At 58.5% G+C, this 16,591-nt stretch carries 19 protein-coding genes; 9 read left to right on the plus strand and 10 right to left on the minus strand.

Going from position 1 to position 16,591, the window contains the following annotated elements:
* Positions 1 to 134: 134 nt before the first annotated feature.
* A complete protein-coding gene (locus BM222_RS29635; RefSeq protein ID WP_092236133.1) occupies positions 135 to 1,352 on the minus strand; it encodes an NAD(P)/FAD-dependent oxidoreductase in 1,218 nt (405 codons plus the stop codon).
* A gap of 543 nt (positions 1,353 to 1,895) precedes the next feature.
* Here BM222_RS29635 and BM222_RS29640 point away from each other — a divergent pair.
* From BM222_RS29640 to BM222_RS29650, 3 genes are all read left to right on the plus strand, one after another.
* Entirely contained in the window at positions 1,896 to 2,726 is an 831-nt protein-coding gene (locus BM222_RS29640; protein WP_283810273.1) for an ABC transporter substrate-binding protein, read from the plus strand.
* 314 nt (positions 2,727 to 3,040) lie between these two features.
* Positions 3,041 to 3,373 carry a hypothetical protein gene (locus BM222_RS29645; RefSeq protein WP_143106083.1) on the plus strand — a complete coding sequence of 111 codons (333 nt, stop codon included), beginning with the start codon at positions 3,041 to 3,043 and terminating at the stop codon, positions 3,371 to 3,373.
* Positions 3,374 to 3,440: 67 nt separating this feature from the next.
* On the plus strand, positions 3,441 to 3,671 hold the full coding sequence (locus tag BM222_RS29650; protein ID WP_143106084.1) for a hypothetical protein: 231 nt from the start codon (positions 3,441 to 3,443) through the stop codon (positions 3,669 to 3,671).
* 417 nt (positions 3,672 to 4,088) lie between these two features.
* Here the strand turns inward: BM222_RS29650 and BM222_RS40355 are convergent, their stop codons facing one another.
* Entirely contained in the window at positions 4,089 to 4,460 is a 372-nt protein-coding gene (locus BM222_RS40355; protein ID WP_143106085.1) for a hypothetical protein, read from the minus strand.
* A gap of 1,660 nt (positions 4,461 to 6,120) precedes the next feature.
* Positions 6,121 to 6,252 (minus strand): hypothetical protein, encoded by a 132-nt coding sequence (locus BM222_RS43450; protein WP_502690952.1) that lies wholly within the window; start codon positions 6,250 to 6,252, stop codon positions 6,121 to 6,123.
* Positions 6,253 to 6,486: 234 nt separating this feature from the next.
* On the opposite strand from BM222_RS43450, the gene BM222_RS29660 reads away from it, so the two are divergent.
* Positions 6,487 to 6,669, plus strand: a complete 183-nt coding sequence (locus BM222_RS29660; protein ID WP_092236145.1) for a hypothetical protein — start codon at positions 6,487 to 6,489, stop codon at positions 6,667 to 6,669.
* Between the two features lie 48 nt (positions 6,670 to 6,717).
* Here the strand turns inward: BM222_RS29660 and BM222_RS41420 are convergent, their stop codons facing one another.
* The gene (locus BM222_RS41420) at positions 6,718 to 6,882 is read right to left on the minus strand and encodes a hypothetical protein (protein WP_177243257.1); all 165 of its coding nucleotides are present in this window, start codon (positions 6,880 to 6,882) and stop codon (positions 6,718 to 6,720) included.
* Positions 6,883 to 7,395: 513 nt separating this feature from the next.
* Here BM222_RS41420 and BM222_RS29665 point away from each other — a divergent pair.
* The gene (locus BM222_RS29665) at positions 7,396 to 7,587 is read left to right on the plus strand and encodes a hypothetical protein (protein ID WP_092236148.1); all 192 of its coding nucleotides are present in this window, start codon (positions 7,396 to 7,398) and stop codon (positions 7,585 to 7,587) included.
* 1,514 nt (positions 7,588 to 9,101) lie between these two features.
* Here BM222_RS29665 and BM222_RS29675 read toward each other — a convergent pair.
* Entirely contained in the window at positions 9,102 to 9,389 is a 288-nt protein-coding gene (locus BM222_RS29675; protein WP_092236153.1) for a DUF1330 domain-containing protein, read from the minus strand.
* Between the two features lie 1,034 nt (positions 9,390 to 10,423).
* Here BM222_RS29675 and BM222_RS43455 point away from each other — a divergent pair.
* Both BM222_RS43455 and BM222_RS40360 read left to right on the plus strand, forming a co-directional pair.
* Positions 10,424 to 10,735: an HNH endonuclease gene (locus BM222_RS43455; protein ID WP_177243548.1), complete on the plus strand. Its 312-nt coding sequence runs from the start codon at positions 10,424 to 10,426 to the stop codon at positions 10,733 to 10,735.
* Positions 10,736 to 11,130: 395 nt separating this feature from the next.
* Positions 11,131 to 11,376: a hypothetical protein gene (locus BM222_RS40360; protein ID WP_143106086.1), complete on the plus strand. Its 246-nt coding sequence runs from the start codon at positions 11,131 to 11,133 to the stop codon at positions 11,374 to 11,376.
* A 16-nt stretch (positions 11,377 to 11,392) separates the two neighbouring features.
* Here BM222_RS40360 and BM222_RS29690 read toward each other — a convergent pair whose 3' ends face one another.
* On the minus strand, positions 11,393 to 11,575 hold the full coding sequence (locus BM222_RS29690; protein ID WP_092236162.1) for a hypothetical protein: 183 nt from the start codon (positions 11,573 to 11,575) through the stop codon (positions 11,393 to 11,395).
* A gap of 154 nt (positions 11,576 to 11,729) precedes the next feature.
* Here BM222_RS29690 and BM222_RS41425 point away from each other — a divergent pair, with 154 nt between their 5' ends.
* Positions 11,730 to 12,032, plus strand: a complete 303-nt coding sequence (locus BM222_RS41425) for a hypothetical protein (RefSeq protein WP_177243549.1) — start codon at positions 11,730 to 11,732, stop codon at positions 12,030 to 12,032.
* Between the two features lie 289 nt (positions 12,033 to 12,321).
* Here the strand turns inward: BM222_RS41425 and BM222_RS29705 are convergent, their stop codons facing one another.
* Both BM222_RS29705 and BM222_RS29710 read right to left on the minus strand, forming a co-directional pair.
* Positions 12,322 to 12,537: a DUF1059 domain-containing protein gene (locus BM222_RS29705; protein WP_092236330.1), complete on the minus strand. Its 216-nt coding sequence runs from the start codon at positions 12,535 to 12,537 to the stop codon at positions 12,322 to 12,324.
* Positions 12,538 to 12,858: 321 nt separating this feature from the next.
* The gene (locus BM222_RS29710; RefSeq protein ID WP_092236170.1) at positions 12,859 to 13,719 is read right to left on the minus strand and encodes a LysR family transcriptional regulator; all 861 of its coding nucleotides are present in this window, start codon (positions 13,717 to 13,719) and stop codon (positions 12,859 to 12,861) included.
* A 133-nt stretch (positions 13,720 to 13,852) separates the two neighbouring features.
* Here BM222_RS29710 and BM222_RS29715 point away from each other — a divergent pair, with 133 nt between their 5' ends.
* Positions 13,853 to 14,440, plus strand: coding sequence for a YybH family protein (locus BM222_RS29715; RefSeq protein ID WP_092236333.1), 588 nt, complete (start codon positions 13,853 to 13,855; stop codon positions 14,438 to 14,440).
* Between the two features lie 296 nt (positions 14,441 to 14,736).
* Here BM222_RS29715 and BM222_RS29720 read toward each other — a convergent pair whose 3' ends face one another.
* Both BM222_RS29720 and BM222_RS29725 read right to left on the minus strand, forming a co-directional pair.
* Positions 14,737 to 15,033, minus strand: a complete 297-nt coding sequence (locus BM222_RS29720; protein ID WP_092236171.1) for an SWIM zinc finger family protein — start codon at positions 15,031 to 15,033, stop codon at positions 14,737 to 14,739.
* Between the two features lie 472 nt (positions 15,034 to 15,505).
* Complete coding sequence (locus BM222_RS29725; protein ID WP_092236174.1) at positions 15,506 to 16,534, minus strand: IS110 family RNA-guided transposase; 1,029 nt, start codon at positions 16,532 to 16,534, stop codon at positions 15,506 to 15,508.
* Between the last annotated feature and the right edge of the window lie 57 nt (positions 16,535 to 16,591).

Below are 16,591 nucleotides of genomic sequence, written 5' to 3' on the forward strand. Positions count from 1 at the left end.
ATTGCCGACGACGTGATTGAATGAAGGCATGTTGCTGCGGCGCATGAGTCGGGAATTGGCCCATCTCGAAGTTACGCCCCGACTGCCCAGATTTGCTCAACCTGAGTTCTTCGCATTTTGACCCATTGCCGACGTCAGACCGCACCATAGAAGTGTCGATATTGCCAAGCGGCTTCCTTTTGCAATTGAGATTCAGACCACGACTGGTTCTGGAAGCGCATGACAGACATAGGTGAGAGATCGACGGGCGGCTTGCCAAGCATAATCCAACTCGCAAGTGCTTCTCCGAGCGTTGGCGAGATCGAAAGGCCGGCGACATTGCACCCGCTAGCAAAATAGAAGCCTGTTGCTCCGGGGGCTGGCCCGAGGACATGGTGGCCGTCAGCGGTCATCGTCGGGATGCCGCCACGAAATTCCCGCACCTGAGCGGTTTCCAGGACTGGGAGTTGGTCCTTGACGTCAGTCGCGGCTGAACGAAGCACTTCGATGTCGAGCGGCATATCCTTCACATCGAAACTCGCTCCCAACGATTGCATATCGAAAAATTGGGGTGTTTCCTCGTAGACGCCCCAAAGCAAGCCACCGTGACAGGGACGCGCATACACGGCGGCATCCATGATCTGAACCATGGGCAGATCAGCACGCACGCCATCCAAAGGCTCCGTGATGATCAGATGCTGTCGGGTCGGTACCAACGGCACGCCAATCCCGCTTGCCTCCGCTACCTGTCGCGTCCATGCGCCGGCTGCGTCGACGACGATCGGGCCTTCAATGATGCCTTTCGCAGTGGTTACGCCGGTCACCTTCCCGGCAGTGATATTGACAGCAAGCACGTCCGTCTTCGGGAGCAAGGTGACGCTCTGAGCCGCAGCTGCTCTGGCAAACCCGACAGCCACTTGCGCCGGATCGAAATACCTGTCGTCACCGATCCTCATCGCCGTTACGACACCTGTCGGCTTCAAGAATGGATTGAGACGATGTGCCTGCTCTGGGGAGATCAGATCGACATCAAGCCCCATGCGGCGACCGCGCTCAAGGTCGTCCTTGATAACCTCTGCATCTTGCGGGCGACGCGCGATCCTCAGGCTGCCCGAATGCACCCAATCCAGGGGTTGCCCGGTTTCTTCCGTGAACGTTTCGATCTTCCGGCATGCGTCCTTGATGAGGCCGATCATCAAATCGCTCTTGCGAACGCAGCTCACCATACCCGCGGCGCGAGGCGACGTTTGCGATCCGATATCGTGCTTGTCGATGAGGACGACGCTGAAATCTTTGCGCTTACTCAGGTAGTAGGCAGTCGCCGCGCCCAGGGCGCCAGAACCAATGACAATCGCGTCGGCCTTGCTAATCATGGTGCAATGCCCTCGAAATGCGATGGCGACGACCAAAGACTAACACGCGGCGCTGACCATTGCGATCCCCTCAGTAGGTGAGGTCAGCTGTTGGCCCTTGGCTGCCCTGCACGACGTCCGTCGAAAGGTCGGCTGTCGAGGGAAAACCGGAAGCGGCTCGGCGCGGTGTAGAGGGCCCGGAGCACAGCACGCTCCAATCAGAGGCCCGATACATTGATGCAAGACCGCCATCTGAGAGGTTGAGGAAACCTCTTGCACCGCGCGGCCGGACCATACAGAAACCTCGCCGTTGCGGCCGCTTTTGGAGATACCGCGAACTACGAAGGTGCTAAACTTCCGCCAGAGGCGGGTGCTCCTTTAATGGGGACACATGCGGCGACGAGATTTCATCGCGGGTATCACGGTCAGCACGTTGGTGTTGGCCGGGCAGGCGAGTGCCCAGCCTGAGAGATCGACACGGCGAAAGCGGATTGCCCTAATCTCACCCGCCCGTCCGATTGAAGGGCTCAAAGCTAACCCTATTTTCGGGCACTCCTGGGCGAACTGAGCCGTCGCGGCTTTGTCGATGAAGAAAATCTGATTGTTGATCTCTATTCAGGCCGAGGCGAAACAGGGCGTTATGCCGAGCTCGCGCGAGCTGTCGTGGAGACTAATCCCGACGCCATATTCACGAGCGGCTACCCGATGGTAGCAGGGCTTAAAGCCGCCACAACGACCATTCCGATTGTCGTTACAATAGATGATCCGGTTGCTGAAGGGCTCGTTTCTAGTTTGGCCCGGCCCGGGACGAATGTAACGGGCGTGACCGTCGATGCTGGTTTGGAGCTTTATGGAAAGCGGCTGTCTTTGCTGGTTGAAGTGCGGCCCACATTGTCAGCGGTTGCATATCTCTCATCCCGCGGAAACTGGAACAGGCCAACGGGCGACGCCCTTAGGCAGGCGGCTCAACAGGCGCGGATAGCGCTAAGCCATGTGGACCTCGGAAATACGTTCAGCGAGGAGACCCATTCAGCAGCGTTCAATTGGATGCAAAACGCTCGAATAGACGCGCTTCTGGTTTCGGACGAGGCGGACCACAATGGGAATGTCAAGACGCTAACCAACCTAGCCGCGAGCGCACGAATTCCAACTATGTATCCGTTCCGAGACCTCGTGGTAGGGGGCGGGCTTATGGCCTACTGTATCGATCTGCTCTATACGTTTCGTTACGCGGGAGGTCAGATCGCCGAAATATTGCGGGGTGAGAACCCGGCCGAAATTCCGTTTTATCAGCCGACAAAGTTTCAACTCATCGTCAATACAAAGGCAGCACAGCAAATCGGACTTGAGATACCGCCATCGGTTCTCGCTCGCGCCGACGAAGTGATAGAATAGAGACGCGTCTGCTGCGGTGCAATGAGTCCGTTGATGGCCCATCTGCGAAGTTGCGCAGCGTCTGACGGAGGTCCGCTCATTGAGTCAGAGCTGGCCAGTTCTGCTCAACCCGAGTTCTTCGCATTTGACCCATTGCGGGCGTCAGGACCCCTAAGGCAAACTCACCATTGGCCAAGGCTTTCGCCGAACCGCAAAGGCATCTGCGCCGCCAGGTACGAAACCTCCGAAGACGATAGCCTTTCGTCCCTGCCATGTTGAGCAGTTTGCGCGCACCATCTGCGCCATGAACAAGCTGCTTAAAAGGGACTTTATTCATGTCAGCCAGTAATCCCGCCATAGCCGAATTGCGGCGCCGTATGCCGGACAATGCGTCCCCGCGTATCGCGACGGCTGTTGCGAGCGCTATCGCGTTGAATGATCGGCTCGCCACCAACAGCCAAGCGGTGGATGGGAATTTGGATTTTTCGGTCGACGGAAAGGCAAAAGCTAAGCGCACTTTCGCCGAAGGCAACCGCTCGGTCTTCAAAGATCTGCGCCGTGCGGTTGCCGATACGCAAGCAGCCCAGCAGACGGCGCGCGACGATCCCGCGTACGGTCGACCCCCGGAACGCGGCTTTTGCGGCCCTTCGTTCAGATTACCGAGGTAAAATCGCTAAGGTGCCGTCGCCGCGGAACATCACTTTCGGAGCATCGATTTCGGACCCGCAGTTTATCGTGACGATTTGGGAAGGAGATTCGATTTTGTCTGGGTTGACTGCCGAGCAGCGGGCCGAAATCACCGAAATCTGGTTACGCAAGTTTCGTGGGGCGCAACTGCGCGACATCGAGGATCAGGGCGAGGCAATCGATGTTTTGCAGGCCGTAGTGAACTTCGCGCAGTCTGCCATGTATCGGGCAAGCGGCGTGCGCACGCCTGCCGAATTTGAAAGCTGGCTTTCGTCGTGACACGCGAACAAAAGCGTCTGAGCCGTCAACCTTCGGATCGCCAGGAGCCGCGGCTTCCTGACGTGTCCGTGCTCGATGAGGACTTTGACGAGATGCCCCAGGCTAACGCCGAGTTTTCGCATTGGCGCTGGCCGGCGCGTGCGGAGTGAGCGACGATCGCGGGTTACGACGGGCTCTTAGAATCGAGCGGGCGACACGCCGGATGTATGGGCGCCGACTTCGATTGCTGATGAGCGCGAGTGCCTGGGCTGCGTTCAAGCGGTTTTGCCGGCAAACCACGCTTGCGGGATGCAAGGTGCAACAATCGGCAAAATCGATCGACACCGATCAGGGGACGCTCTGAGATGATGTCGATTCCAGTGGCCGGACGGGCGGACGCGCTTGCCCGGTCGTAGCCGCCGAAAAGGGCTGGGGCAGCTAGGCAAGGAGAACGGCCCCGGCTCCCAGATCGGCGGGTTTTCCTTTGATGAAGATCGTTGGCAGCGAGCTTGGTCCGATCTCGGCTAAGGTTGCCAGTCTGCACGTCCGCTTTGGCGCACCGACTGAAGATTTTCCGCCTTGGCCAAAACATGAGCCAACTAGATCGTTGCCTACGGAAATCAACATCACATTTTGGCCCTTCATGCCATTTCTTTTGCATTCCACTTGGGATGGCTGAATGTGGCGGCCTTTTGCGTTCATTCTCTGAATTGTTTGTTGCACAACGCCGGGAGGGCAATCAGCTAAGGCGGCAGTGGAAGAAAGTGTGAATGCCAATAATGCGAATGTCAGTAAGCGAGTGCTTTCCATTCTACTCCCCAAAACGTTTTAACAACGTCGTTATACAATGACGGTAAACGGGGGGGTCGAGCGTTTCAGTTCGTGGGCGTGCGGCGGGGCAGGATAGCCTGCTTAGTGCCGTTGCTGCCCGCCACGGTATCGAACGGTAGGCGATCTGCCGCCGGTTCACGCTGGCGGGCCGTACTCTGTTTGATCACGTGTGCCAAAAATGGATACACGCATTGGTTTCACGGCTTGTTCCGATTTTTCCTAACGCAAGTTACTGCCGAAAGGACACTCCGTTCGTGGCTCCCTGTCATTATTCTCGGCATTTGATCGTGCAAACTAGTTCGCACCTTATTGCGTCTTATCGATGCACATGCACGATAGGCCGGTGATCGGCGGCAGCGCCGATGCTCGGTTCCCGTGCCTTGGATTAAGGTGCGGACCTCCAAGCACGGGGACCGATTGCTTGCACAAACAAGATAAGGTGGTTCCGAGAATCGCTTTATCATGAGCCTAGCCAAACCTCACGGGGAAAGCGGGGAATGGTTAGGCCCGGCGCGCGGTACCGGACAAGAACCGCGCCGGGCCGCGAGCGTTTTGATCAGAAATCCCGCTGCTTCACGCTGGCGGGCCTTCAGCAACAAGCCCCTGCCGGTGCACGCGACAGGGGCCGTCCAGGTGGATGGCGCGAGGCTCACGCGGATGAGGTGTCGCACCAAGGACCCGCATAACTAGTGAACGCAATCCGCGCGCGATGGATGAGCGCAAATGATGTGCAAGGCGCGCAAATAAGAGGCCAGATGATTTCTCCGCTAGCCCCGCGCCGGTTCATACCGGCAAGCCTATCCTCCGAATTGGCTAAACTTTCGGGGATCGATTCTTTGGGCAATCGGTTGGAGGGGCATGTTCATCCGGGCGATGACATGGGCAAGTTTGACTGACCCTTGTGGGTCTTCTCGTCTCAGCTTTCGCAAGTCAGCCGACGCGATCAGCAACGCGTGCCAGCGCCGTGGGCGCGGGACCTCAATGAGCCGCCCCAAGTCGACGGCCCGCCAATGAAGCAGCAGTCGCTGGAATAAAAGCGGACCTGAATGCTGCGCGCGAGATAGCAAAGCGTTAAGGCGCGGGGCATCGGTCCCGTCGAGCACGAGTTCCTCGCCGCTTCACGCTGGCGAGCCTGTCAATTGGGAAATTTACGGGTGTCTACCGTGATCGGATGGCAAGCCGCTGATTGCCTCGTTCGAAGTCGGGCTACTGTCCGTATTCAACCATTCAAGCCCTTGTGTCCTAAGTTCATTTTTGGACTGTCCTAGTTCGTCAGTTTCCTTAGCTTGGCTAAATGCGGACTGCCGAAGAATGCCGGAATCTCGCCCGGCACTATCAAGACCAGGCCAACGCGCCGGGCGTCTCGCCCAGAATGGCAACCGTGCTCCGAAACCTTTCACGGACTTTTGCCGCGCTCGCGAGCCAATACGAGTTGCTTTCGCAGGTCTCCGCTGAAGAAAGGCGAGGGCGCACGAAGTAAGGCCGCCTCAGGTGGCGGCCTCTCTCGCCTTTATCGCTCGGCGCTGGTCACCTCGCTCGAAGTCGGGCCGGACATCGGCGCCGCGGCTACCAAAACCCTGACATACGAAGCGCGGCTCCAGATCCGACAGCCGCATGTCGTCCGGCCAGCGATCGGCATTCAGGCCGACGTGATGCCCGCAGTGCAGTAGACCAGGACGCCGCGCACGCCCATCTCGCGCATCTCGCCGAAGGTGATCTTCAGCAGGCGGCCGTCGGCGTGCGTGGGCGTGTGGCGTCGAGGGCGTGGCATGCCGTCATCGAAGCGCGGCGCCGGCCAGAGTCAAATTGCCAATTACTGGTGGCTTGGAACGCGCGCCGGCTACTGCGCGTCGTGGGTGTGGACAATCCACCAGCTAGCGAGGCTCGCATAAACGGTCGGGCCGAACGACCCGTGCGGAGCGGCCGAAGTCATCAATGATGCCGCCAGAGGCGTCGCACTGCTCGCGCCCAGGCTCGAAAATCGAACAGCGAAAGGGAGTCTGAGATGTCGGACGACGCGGTAGCGAAGATCATCGATGAGATGAGCCTCCCAGAGCTGGTGACGCTGCAAGCGGATCTGCTGGCGCAAGTCGCTGCGGGTAAGATGACGCCGGAGCAAGCAAACGCGATCTCTGCGATAGTCGAAAAACGCATCGAAGCAATTAGGCGAGAGACCAGATCTCACTGAGATAGTTGGAGCGGGACTGGGTTCCCCCATTCACATCGCCCCGCCGGTTCACGCTGGCGGGCCTACCTCTTCGATCACGTCGTATTCGAAAGCGACGCCTTCCGGATCGTTCTGATCGAACCACATTTCCGCTGCGTCCACAGTAGCGAAAACCTTGATGTGATCCTTGTCGCCCACCTGTTTGGCGGTGTTCACATACACGAAAACGGTCATTGTTCCCTTTTCAGTTTGGATCATGACATGTCAGAGAGACGGCCCCGGCTTCAGGGGGGCTATTGAGGGTAGGCCGGGGCCGCTCCGCCAGCTCGGTCGGCGAGCCAGCGAGACTCACAAGCTTATTCAGTGGCCTTTGTTCCTGACACACTCTGACCGACACGCGACGCGCGGGCACGTCTGGGGTTTGTCCTTATTTCCCGGAATGTTCCTATCGGGCTCGGGGTGCTGTCCGTATCTCAATGAGGCAGCGGCAGTGGCAGAAGACACGAAGGTGGAGAATGCCCCCGGTGCGAGGATTGCCGAGCCCCGACGACCTTCCGAGCGCGCATCTTTGACGTTCGCAAAAATAGGCAGGTCAAGGTCTACGATTGCCCGACCTGCAAACGGCTCTACTGGAAAGAGTAAGGCCGCCAGTCGCCGTCCCGGAGTGGCTTAATTCTCAACGCGCGCACGATCTTGTTCCCGTCACCGTGTCGATGGTACGATCGTCCCTATCGAGGAACGACTGCCATGGACTACCGCGCTTACATCTTAGAGGATGACGGGCGTATTACCGGCGTGCATGAGCTGGATTGCGCCAACGACGAAGAAGCCAAGGAGAAGGCGGCCCAACTACTCGATGGGCACGACCTTGATGTCTGGCGACGAGAACGGCATCTCGTTCGGCTGAAGCACCAGAAAAGGCAAGTAGAGCTGCCTTAGTCTGTTCTTCTTGTGATCGAAGCGAGTGGAGAAAGCCCCAGGGCCCGCGGTCCCATTTTGCGGGGCGCATCAACGCCAGAACGAAGGCCTTCTTGGAGATGGCGCTTGGAAGGGCGCCGCGACGTCTACGGCCCGGTCTGTGCTCACCAGCGCGCAATCGTTGCATTTGAACAACCTAAAGTCGGCTTGTTCGCTCAAGAACTTCATCGGCTCCAAGCACAGCTCACAGGTCTTGGTGGGATTGTCAGTGCTAGAAAAAATGATTTTCATTATGTGCTCCACGAAATGCGCTTCAGGAACGAGCACATAAGACGCTGATTCGACGGAGGTGTTAAATCCTCTTTAGGACTAACCTTAAAGCCGCTCGAGCTGTGTTGCCCCGAAGCCGCGGCGATTTCGAGATGGCCGCGGCCGGCGCATGGTCAAATCAGCCGGGTGAATTCGGCAACAACACATGTGAATCCGGTTGCTGCCTGTTGGGCCGACCGTTCGCGCTGGCGCGGCTACAGCGCGCGGGCCGCCCGACGAACCTAGGGCATGCCGCGATAGAAGCGCCGACGTAAGCACCTCGCAAATGATCAATTCCAAGCGGCTCGGAAAGGCGGCGAGCTACTGCGTATCGTGGCTATGGGTTTATCAGGTGACCATTAGCCAAGCCACCCCGGCGACCATTACATAAAATCCCGTCAGCGCGATAAGGATAAAAGCTCGCTCGGTTCTGTCCATGGATTCCCCCTACGCAAAACTACGCAAAATCCTGGCATTTCCAGAAACGAGGTTATCCGCCCGAAGGACCGAATCAACTGCGCTGTCAATCCCGCTCGCATCTGAGGCTGTGGATAGCGGGGGAAACACAATATGCACCGCGTGAACGGTGGCGGTCAGATCATCGCCGTATCCGGCCGGTCACCCGGGGGGCATCGGTCGGCTGTGTCCCTTGTGGGAGACTGCCACCGCGGGCGTGCCCACGACCCGAGGCCGGAAGAAAGGTCAATGCTACGTCGCCTTCACATAAGCGAAGCACTCGGGAAACGCCCTGCCACTCGTTCTAGAAAGGCAGTGATCATAAGGTGAGGATCGTAGGAAGCGAGGTGAGCGGGGACGTATGGTCCGAAATGAGATTGACATTGGTCTACAGCATTGAGGAAGAGGCGCTCACGTCGGAAAGAGGTTCGCTCACGAGTTCGCGCTAGCTTCCTCCGACGAAGAAGCCATGGAAGCGGGCCGAGATGCGTTCGGACAGATAAGGCAGGCCCTTGGCATTGTAGAAGTAAATGACTCTGCCGAACTACACGGCGCTGAGCTTCGAGCCATCGTAGGGAAAATGGGAAGCGTCAGTTACGCGCCGGCCTAGTTCTGCCAATCACTGCGTTTTTTTGGCAGAAACCACCTCGACGCATGCTGGCGGTGGTCAGGTCCGGTCCTATAGAACGCGCCAACGCACCCCCCCCGTCGCGCGTTTGAGGCTTTGGTGGCTGGTAAGCCTCGCTGCCAAAGAACGCACACGGCTCGCATTAGAGGCCGGGAAACGCCCACACGTTGATGGTGGCGGCGCCATCGCGAAGTTTCTTGATCGGGACGTAATCCGGCGAGTCCCAAAACGCGTGGATAGCGTCCATGCTCGGGAATTCAAACATGACCACAGGCCGGGTGTCGTGTTCGCCTTCGAAGACGTGCACCTCTGCACGCCTCGCTGCGATCTTACCGCCGGACTTGGCTATGAACGGAACGACGGCTTCGCGGTACTTCTGAAACTGCGCTTCGTCGTGAATGGTCGCTTGGACGATGAAATATGCGGTCATTACCGAGACCTCCTTCGAAAAAGTTACATACGCGAATGCCGTCTAACCTAGAGCGGCTTGCGCTCATTGTCGACGGCGTTCCGAATTGCGCGCATTAACAAGGGAAATCATGCCGACACGACCACAACAATTCCGACCAGCCCAATGGCGGCCCTATAAACGACCGACCCTCGGCGACGCGTTCTACAAGTCGGCGGGCTAGCGGGGCCGGTGGTGAGTTTTGCGACGTGGCCGTTGGGTAGGTCGCTGTCGTTTAACGGGACACCGGCCGCCGCTTCCTGCTTCGCATGGGCCGAAGCGCTTGAGCGGCTAGCTCGCGTTTAGTTCGTCACGAAAGCGCCGCACCTCGGCTTCGTGCAGTGCCAGCGTATGCACGAGCGTTCGAGCACTCGTTGCGCCTCCGTGGTCTCAAAGCCTTGACCGGCGAAATTGGCCATCAAGTCTTCCTGGCGGGCAACGAGCCTCCTGCCTTCGGTGGCGTGCCGTTCGGCTTGGGCGAGGCGTTGTTGGATCGTCTCCGGGTCCATTGAGTCAACTATACATACGGACATTGGTTCGGCGGCGCGCGTAGTTAGCGCTGCGTCTGGCTTAGGGACGCTGTCTGGCCACCCCGGCCGGCGCGGCTACGGTCGGTAGCGGGTCACCGGGAGCCCGGTCAAGCGGTTGATGGGGTCTCGCAAGGCCAGTCGTATACGGCGGCGCGTCGCTGCTTGCGGTACGAACGTTGACCTTTTCCATCGTAATTGCAGCCGCGATCACGATGACGGAGACCAAAGCGAGTGCAAACAAAATCAAGGCTGTCCGATGGTGATCCATCGAGAACCCTCCGCGAAAGGCGTAACGCGTTAGCGAGGGAGAGAGTTTCATCTGCCTCTTGCACAACCACGAAAGGAAATAATGCCAACACGGTCTAAACAGTTTAAGCCACCTCAGTGGCGGCCATACGTCAGGCCAGTCTTCAAATCAGATGCCTTCTACAAGTCTTCCGGCTGGCGAGCGCTGCGCGCCGCGTGCCTTCAGCGCGACGGCAATCGGTGTACAGAACAGTTCTGCACCACACCAACGGACAGGTTGACACACATCACGTCATAGAGCGCGGCACGGTCGGTTCGACGGACACCTTGGCGAACCTGCGTACACTTTGCTTGCGATGCCATAACGGCAGCATGGCCAGCGAGGCCGGCGCGTGCTGTGAGAAGGCTCATCTGCGTCGCCATCCGTCGCTTAAGGGTAGGGGGACTAGATTCGTTCTCGCGAAGGCCCTAAGGGCTGATCAGCCCGAAATTTTGCGTATCCACAAAATGAGGAGATTCAGAGGTTGGCTCCTGAGGGCGGACCGCTTTTGACCAAAGCTGACTTCCGCAGCCTGCCGAGAATATGTTGTCCCTGAGGAAGTGGACGGCCGGGTTCTAGTTGCACTCAAGAGCAGCTTCGATGGTCGTGTTTGCGCTCTAGAAGTTTTTGACGGCCTTCCCGGATGTGTCCAATGAAGGCTATTTTGCTGGCGCTTGGAAGCTGGCTACTTCTGAACGTGCTCTACGTTCTGATCGTCACTCCGCCGCGCCGGAAGAAACCATCATCGCGGCTGGCACGCGTGATCGACGCTGTGAGGCACTTGATACGAGGCCGGCGTCATCCGCCGTCATGAGGGGAGTCGAGGTTGTCTCGGCTACCGCCGCTGTGCGCGGGCATTGCACGCAACACAAGGGCAGCCGGTAGGGCTGCCTTTTTTATTGGAGTGATGATGACTGATTATTTCAATCCGCGAGCCGATCTGCGTGCCAATTGGGACCGCGTCACCGGAAATGCAAGCGGTAGGCCAATGGACCCGGTTTTGGCGAAAGCGATCAAGAATCGCCGAGTGCCGAAGGCGTATGGCGGCGGGGAGGGCGACTACAAAATTAGTAAGCAGGTTAGCGCCGTCGACACGTTCGTCAAACTGAATCGCAACGGAGACAAACGAACGATCCTAGCTGCGACGTCGTAGCGTGTTCGCGGTTGGTTCAACGCTGATGACCGAGCCCGATACCAAGGCTTGATGCCTTCATCCTTAAAGAGGGCGCGCTACGCTTCATCTGCTTGGCGATCTTCACGACCGGCGTCCGTGCCTTCGAGTGGGCGCGCAATTTCTTCACGTCCGCCGCCGTGTAAGTGCGGCGGGCAATCTTCTTCGTCTTCTTTGGCATTTGGATTCCCGAGTCGTTGTTGACCCGGGCCTTCTAATTAACATCGTCGAGAATAACAACCTCGCACTCGTTGCAACACACTTGTCAATATTTTTGTCGACCATGCTCAAAGCTATGTGCGGCCGGCGAATCGACGTTCTCAATCGCTGGCCAATTGCGCACGTTGTCCGGATGGGCGGTCACGGCGATCGCAGCGAAGCTCAAGCTGTCGGAGGCGCGCACCGCGCTTGCCCGGGAGCAGACCGCCGCCCTCAAGCTCAAGAACATGGTCGCCCGCCGCGAATACGTCAGCTTGGCGGGCGTCCGGCGCGAGGTGGAGACGATGTTCGGGATGCTGCTCGAACGGCTCCTGTCGCTGCCTGGCCCTCCAGCGCTCGCTTGCCCAGTTGGAAGCCCGCGTCGCGCAGCTCGAACAACCGACCGCGCAGTGGTTGCCGCTGAAGGCGGCTGCCCATGACGCTGGCGTCAAGTATGAGACCGCCCGCGTGTGGGCGGAGAGTGGCTTCATCGAGGCCCGTCGGGACGGCAAGCGCTGGCTGGTCAACTTGGTCACCGGACGGCGCGTAAGGACCTCTGGCTTCGCGGGTTGGGTTTCGGTCGTGAAGCCGACCAATAATGCTCCCTCCGAGCCTTTCGGCTCGTGACCGGGGCTCGGAAATATTGATCCTTCCCTCGACATTCGACGCAATTCCCGGCGCCAAACCAAAGTGCGGCCGGGGCCGCGCTGATTTAGACCCCCAGGGTTGTCAGGCTGCGTGGCGCGGAGACTCCAAAGGAGGCGTTCCCTCCTTGATCAAGCCTCTGATCTGGTCGCGCAGTTCGGGCGTGTCCTGATGCCGGTGCACCGCCACTGCATGCTGGACCGCTGCTTCTAAGAGTTCGGCCTCGCTGTCGGCGCTGAGGGCGATCGTGCAATTCATGTCACTCGGGAACTCACGGCAGTCGATGAACTTTCGTCCCATTGCTTCCTCCATGCCCGGATGAGAAATCAGGCTCGGAGGTCATCCGGCAACGGTCCGAACCAACTCTAACCTCGACATTCCACATTAGGCCTGCACGGTCCGATGCGCAATCGAGGCCGGCGAGCGGCTAAGTCGGGCGCCGTCACAATGGCAGGCGACCGAAGTGGCGGCAGCTCTCATTGAGGTCCGCTTAGCGGGGCATAGCCGGCCAGATTTGCTCACTCTGAGTTCTTCTCATGTTGACCCCAATCCGGTCGACGCATAGCGGGTACGAGCATCGCGGGCCGAGCCCGGTCAGTCGCTAGGCGGACACCCCAGCAATTACGTACATCCTGCCGACATGAGGCGCTCAATCCAAGATATTACCGCCCTGACCCGCGCCAGATGCTTGAGATCAGGATGGACCATCAGCCACATCTCACGCGAGAGAATGGGGGTTGCGCCGCTTAAACGCGAAAGTTCAGGAAAGTTATCCGCTATACGACAGGGTAGCAGCGAGCGGCCCAAGCCGGCACGGACGGCGGTGAGGGCCAACTCCGAGTCATTGACGGTGACAAATGTTTCCGATTTCGGATCGGACGCTATCGCTTCCGTCATCCAAAGTGCGTGCGGCAAGTTAGACCAGATGGCGTCATAGGTGATCCAAGGCAAATCGTGGTGCCCCGCTGATGCAGCATATACCGCGTATTCAAAGGTGCCGACACGGCGAGCTACTACCCGATGCTCACTTTCCGGTCGAGTCAGACGCAGTGCGATGTCGGCTTCCCGGTTTGTCACGCTGAGATTGCGTGGATCGGCGACAAGTTCGATTTGCAACCGCGGGTGCAATTGGAGAAAACCGGGCAATGCGGGGATTAGAATATGGTTTAATACTAGCGGCACCGCGGTCACGCGCACTTTGCCGACCTCAACCCTGTCGGCATCCCTTACGCTTTCCTTGATAGCCTCGACATCGAGTTCGATGCGCTCGGCTTGAGTGATGACAATCTGCCCACTGTCGGTCGGCGTTAGATTACCAGCGTGGCGCTCGAACAAGCGCACGCCCAGCAGCCGCTCAAGACGCGCAATGCGACGAGCGACTGTGGTCTCATCCACCCCAAGCTCGCGCGCCGCGCCAGCAATGCGCCCCGAGCGCGCCACCAAGAGAATGTAACGCAGGTCATTCCAATCCAAGTCCTGCATTTTTGCAGTTTAACACAGCAAACTTGTCGCTCCGGCAGCATTTTTGCCGATGTAAGATTCGCGCCGCGTCGTAGCGTGCGACCGAATGGAAATCGATAGAAGTGCGGCAACCACCTGCAAGAGGAGAGGGCCAATGTCGGCTATACTATACCAAACGAGCCTACTCACCTCAGCGATTTTCGGTTTGGCAGCCAATTTGGTAGTGTTTTCGACGGCTGTTGGTGCCGCCGAGGCGCAAGGGCAAAAACCGATACAAGCTCCAATCACAGGTAGCGAAGATCTCGGAGACCTAAGCCAGCCTCAACAGGCATTGGCTCAATTTTACCGCGGGTTCAACACTCGTGATTTGAAGATGATCGACGATAACTTTGCTCATTCCGATGAGGTCGCCATTGATAATCCTCTCGGAGGGATTCGGCGGGGAGCAGATCAACCACACGCGATGTATCAGGGAGTCTTCAAGAGCCCGGCGGACGTTCACGTTGAATTTTGGGACTATACCATACATCGCGCCGGCGATGTATTTTGGGCCGTGGGGCGGGAACGCGGCACGTACCATGATGGTGACGCCGTAAAAAGTCTGAACGTTCGCACGACCCGCATTTTTCAACTGATCAATGGTCGCTGGCGGCAGATGCACCATCACGGGTCAATCGAAGACGCCAAACTGCTTGGTGATTATCAGAGCGCCGTACGATCCGCAGCGTCGAAAACCCAATAGTGCGGGCGCAAACTTGGGCACTCGCTTTTCGAACTTGATTGCGCGTGCCCGAACAGCGCGAGTGTCCGGTGCTGGGCGGACATATCCACACCCGCCATTGCGGGTAGCTCGGCCCGGACCAATCCTCAACAATTTGCCTAACGACCGCCGGCCCGCGCACGAGAGAAGATCTATGGCGGTTCAGTCTGCCCAAGTCACGAGAGAGCCTATGGCGCCTCGGTCCACGCATTGGCAGAGCGGGAGACGGAGGCGCGCAAGGTCGCCGAAGGGCTTGCCTTGCCGCGTGGCGCAATCGATCAAGCGTCCGGCTTCCCGGCTAACGCCGCTTTCAACCTGACCCCAACACTCGCCAGCGCCAACCAGTCTCGCATGAACTCATCGCCAAGCGCTTTGATTTGATCATCTTCCATAGCCGCGACGGCGACCACATGCGAGCAGATGCCCATCTGCTCGAACTTTGTGCAGTTGCACGACCATTCGGCGTACCGATCCCGCTTCACCAAATTGTCTGGACCGATCAGCCACCCTTCTGGGATTTTGACTATCCGACCGTTCTCTACGGTCATGCCGGTTTGAATTTCATACAGGATCATGCGCGCCCCCGCCTCTTGACCAATGGTGATCTCTATGCTTGTGGCCGTGCTGTCGCAACTACGCTGAGGTTGTCGGCCCTTTGCGCTACACCGGCCGCAGCGCGCTTGGTGTTGAGAACGCTGCGGCTGTCAGTGCTGTTAGTAGCCTCGGCACGTCGCACGAGAGCGCGAGCATGGCAGCTTGGTGGATGCCGTAGAGATTTGCAGATGTGGACGGCCCCCACTTGTCAGGATGGTAGCAGACTTTTGACCTGATCGCTTGCTATCAGATGTCCGGCCTGTTTGCGCGGACAAAGTCCGCTGGCCAAGATGGTGTTCGCTACGCACGCTCCAAGCACATAGGCAACCTTGATGATGCCAGTGTAATCTACGGAAGCTCGCGCGTATCGACCGATCGGTCCTTCCATCTACTGCGTCCTGCAAGTTCGTAGGCTATCCGCCGAGCAACCTCGCTCGCGGTGCCGATTTCAGATCAGGCGGGCATGGCGGCTACCGGTCGGTTGTATACTCCGCCCGATATCATCAATCGCCAAGCGATACGGGCGAACTTGTTAGCCAAGGCCACCGCCACCAATTTCGGCGGCTTTCGCTCCAGTAGCGATGCAAGCCAGGGTGTCGGCTTATGGCGGCCCTTTCGAATGTGCCTTAGCAGCGCGGTCGCGCCGACAATCAACGTCGATCGGAGCATTGAGTCTCCGGCCTTTGTGATGCCGCCATATCTTTGCCGGCCGCCCGTCGAATGATCCTTGGGTGTCAGTCCGAGCCAAGCGGCAAAGTCGCGGCCTGACCTAAACGTCTCCGGCGGCGGCGCCTTCATGCTTAGCATGGACGACCCAATCGGACCGACGCCGGGAATCGTCGCGATCCGCCTGCTGACATCATCGTCGCGGTGCCACCTCATCAGCTTGGCTTCGATTTTTGCCAGGCGGGCTTCGACCGCGGCATATTCCTCTGCTTGGAGTCGGAAGAGATCCTTTGCCATTTCCGGCAAGCTATTATCCTCGAGCACCCGCTTGATAAGTTGCGCGACATTCTGCCGACCGGCGGGGCCGACGATGCCAAACTCAGCCGCATAGCTCCTGAAAGCATTGGAAAGCTGCGACTTCACGCTGACCAGGCGTTCCCGCACAGTCATTAACATGCAGGCCGCTTGGCGATCCTTCGATTTGACCGGTACAAACCGCATATTCGGCCGTATGACCGCCTCGCACAGCGCTTCGGCATCGGCCGCGTCGTTCTTGCCGCGCTTCACGTAAGCCTTCACGTACTGAGGTGGGATCAGCTTCACCTGGTGACCGAACGACTGCAGCAGGCGCGCCCAATGATGCGAGCTGCCGCAGGACTCGATGGCGACGAGAACCGGTGGAAGCCGCTCGAAGTAGCGGATCATCTCGGCTCGCCGGAACTGGCGGCGGACCACCACCACCTCGTTCTCATCAACACCATGAAGCTGGAAAACCGACTTGGAAGTGTCCATACCGATGCGAACAGGAAGATTCATCAGACTTTCCTCTCATCTAGCTGTGACGCTGACAGCGCCATAGAACCGTGGGGATGA

The sequence above is a fragment of the Bradyrhizobium sp. Gha genome, from assembly GCF_900113735.1.
Classification (GTDB): domain Bacteria; phylum Pseudomonadota; class Alphaproteobacteria; order Rhizobiales; family Xanthobacteraceae; genus Bradyrhizobium.